At 43.7% G+C, this 2,539-nt stretch carries 2 protein-coding genes and 1 tRNA gene; 1 reads left to right on the top strand and 2 read right to left on the bottom strand.

From position 1 onward, the window contains the following. Positions 1-4: 4 nt before the first annotated feature. Both AB5903_RS22285 and AB5903_RS22280 read right to left on the bottom strand, forming a co-directional pair. Positions 5-77 (bottom strand) — tRNA-Phe (locus AB5903_RS22285). Positions 78-228: 151 nt separating this feature from the next. Next, a complete protein-coding gene (locus AB5903_RS22280; protein WP_117858676.1) occupies positions 229-1,230 on the bottom strand; it encodes a malate dehydrogenase in 1,002 nt (333 codons plus the stop codon). A gap of 292 nt (positions 1,231-1,522) precedes the next feature. Between AB5903_RS22280 and AB5903_RS22275 the strand changes: the two genes are divergently transcribed. Beyond that, the gene (locus AB5903_RS22275) at positions 1,523-2,365 is read left to right on the top strand and encodes a S1 RNA-binding domain-containing protein (RefSeq protein WP_117907661.1); all 843 of its coding nucleotides are present in this window, start codon (positions 1,523-1,525) and stop codon (positions 2,363-2,365) included. The last annotated feature ends 174 nt before the right edge of the window (positions 2,366-2,539 follow it).

The raw sequence follows: 2,539 nt of genomic DNA, 5'->3' as shown, positions 1-2,539 counted from the left end.
AAAGTGGTGCCACCAGGAATCGAACCGGGGACACAAGGATTTTCAGTCCTTTGCTCTACCAACTGAGCTATGGCACCTTTTCCGTTTGCGGGTGCAAAGATAAAGATATTTTTTTATACTACAAGGCTTTTTGAGGAAAAATATTAGAAAAATCCCCTTTGTAGCTTTTAAAACAAGAACAAAGGGGATATTTGTATTAGTTATGAGTATAGATTTCTACGTAATTGTTTAATCTATATTCGGATTGATACTGTGCCAGTCTTTAATGGGCGGCAATACGCCCATTCCTATAACTTCGTCGCGTAGTTTACAGAGGTGGGCGTAACTTTCTTTCAGTTTAGCCTCTTCTTCGGGAGTACCTTTCAGCTCTTTGTAGTGCACACCGTCCTTATTGATTTCGGTTTCCATAGCCATCATGATATGGTCGAAACCGTGACTGTGTACATATGTGCCTGCCGGCCAGCGGAAAGGCTTTCCACCCATGGCGGCAGCAATCATTTCTATGGAAATGTACGCAGGGCTTTGGAAAGAAGAACGACCGCGCAAAGCGATAATGTTAGCACCGCCTTTGGTAACTTTGGTCTGTATTTCTGCCCATTCTTCCTTTGTCAGGGCAGGAGTGCCGATGATATCCAGCAACGGTTTCCCATCTACTTTGGCGGTAGAAGCATATACAGCCATTTGTTCGCCATGTCCGCCATATGTACGGCAGTTCTCTATCTTATCGGGAGCAATGCCGAAATGTTTGGAAAGTTCGCTACGCAGGCGGGTACTGTCAAGGGCTGCCAGTGTTGTAACCTGAGATGGCTTCAATCCTGAGTACAATAATGTAATCAGGCCGGTAATATCGGCCGGGTTAAAGATGACAACCACGTGCTTCACATCCGGGCAGTAAGCTTTCACGTTCTTACCGAATTCTTCGGCAATGGCGGCATTTCCTTTTAGCAAATCCTCACGGGTCATACCTGCTTTACGGGCTGCACCACCGGAAGACACTACATATTTGGCATTGGTCAGAGCCTCTTTAATGTCGGATGTGAATGTCAGGTTCAGGCCTTCGAATCCGCAGTGGAACATTTCTTCCGCCACACCTTCCAGACCGGGAGCATAAGGGTCGTATAAACAGATGTTCGGGGTGAGGTGCATCATGATTGCAGTCTGTGCCATGTTGGAGCCGATCATACCGGCTGCACCTACAATGGTCAGCTTTTCGTTTGTAATAAATTCCATAATTATATTATTTAAAGGTGAATAATAAGCGCTTTTGTCTATTGTTACGTTACAAAGATAACCGTTTTCCGGAAGAGTTGTTTATATAAAAAAGTTATCTTTTAGAGCGAAAAGTTATTCCTCATCTTTATCTTTGTATAAGGTAGGATGCGGCTCGGCAGTACCTGCACTCAAAAGCGGGCTTTTGGCTTGGTATTGCGCTCACCTTTCGCTATCTTTGCGCAGGATGCCGGAATAGGCTGTGTTCTATTGCGTATCGTTCTTGTTATAAATATTACGAAATATAATTTGTATGAGTATAGAGTTAGGAAAGTTCAATACTTTGAGGGTGGTGAAAGAGGTTGATTTCGGCATGTATCTGGATGGTGGTGAAGAAGGAGAAATTCTGCTTCCGTCGCGTTATGTGCCCGAAAACTGCAAGCCGGGAGATGAACTGACTGTGTTTATCTACCTGGATAACGAGGAACGGTTGGTAGCTACCACACTGACACCATTAGTACAGGTCGGTGAGTTTGCCTGTTTGGAAGTGGCATGGATAAATCAATACGGCGCTTTCCTCAACTGGGGGTTGATGAAAGATTTGTTTGTTCCTTTCCGTGAACAGAAAATGAAGATGCAGGTTGGAAAGCAATATGTAATCCATGCTCATCTGGATGATGAGAGTTACCGGATTGTAGCCTCTGCCAAAGTGGACCGTTATCTTTCGAAAGAAAAAGCACCTTATGAACCCGGTCAGGAAGTCAGCATACTTATCTGGCAGAAGACTGATTTAGGTTTTAAGGCTATTATTGAGAACCGATATAGCGGTTTGCTGTATGAAAGCGAGATATTTCAACCCCTGCATACAGGCATGACATTGAAGGCTTATGTAAAACAGGTTCGCGAGGATGGCAAGATTGACCTGATACTTCAGAAACCGGGGCAGGGCAAGGTGGAAGACTTTGCTGCTACCTTATTGGATTATATCCGTGAGCAGGGCGGACACATCACTTTGCATGACAAGAGCCCTGCCGAAGAGATTTACGATACATTCGGTGTCAGCAAGAAAACCTTTAAAAAAGCAGTTGGCGATTTATACAAAAAACATGTGGTATTGCTGCAGGAAAATGGGATTGAACTGGTAAAAAAACTCTAATCCCTACCTGCAATAGGGTTTTCCCTATAACATATTAGAGAGAAACAGAAGGATGGGGGAAAATATTCCCCTATTTTTGTTTTTACTAAAATGATGGAATCATTAGTGTCCCGTTAAAATGGGACGAGTTAAACAATTAATCAAAAAGCCCCGGAATCAGGGGATCATTTAGAT

Origin of the sequence: Bacteroides sp. 2201st1_D9_2201SCRN_220225 (assembly GCF_040928965.1) — a bacterium.
In the GTDB taxonomy this organism is placed as follows: Bacteria; Bacteroidota; Bacteroidia; order Bacteroidales; family Bacteroidaceae; genus Bacteroides; species Bacteroides stercoris.
The sequence above is the reverse complement of the archived record's forward strand: the minus strand, read 5'-3'. Positions and strand labels throughout refer to the sequence as shown.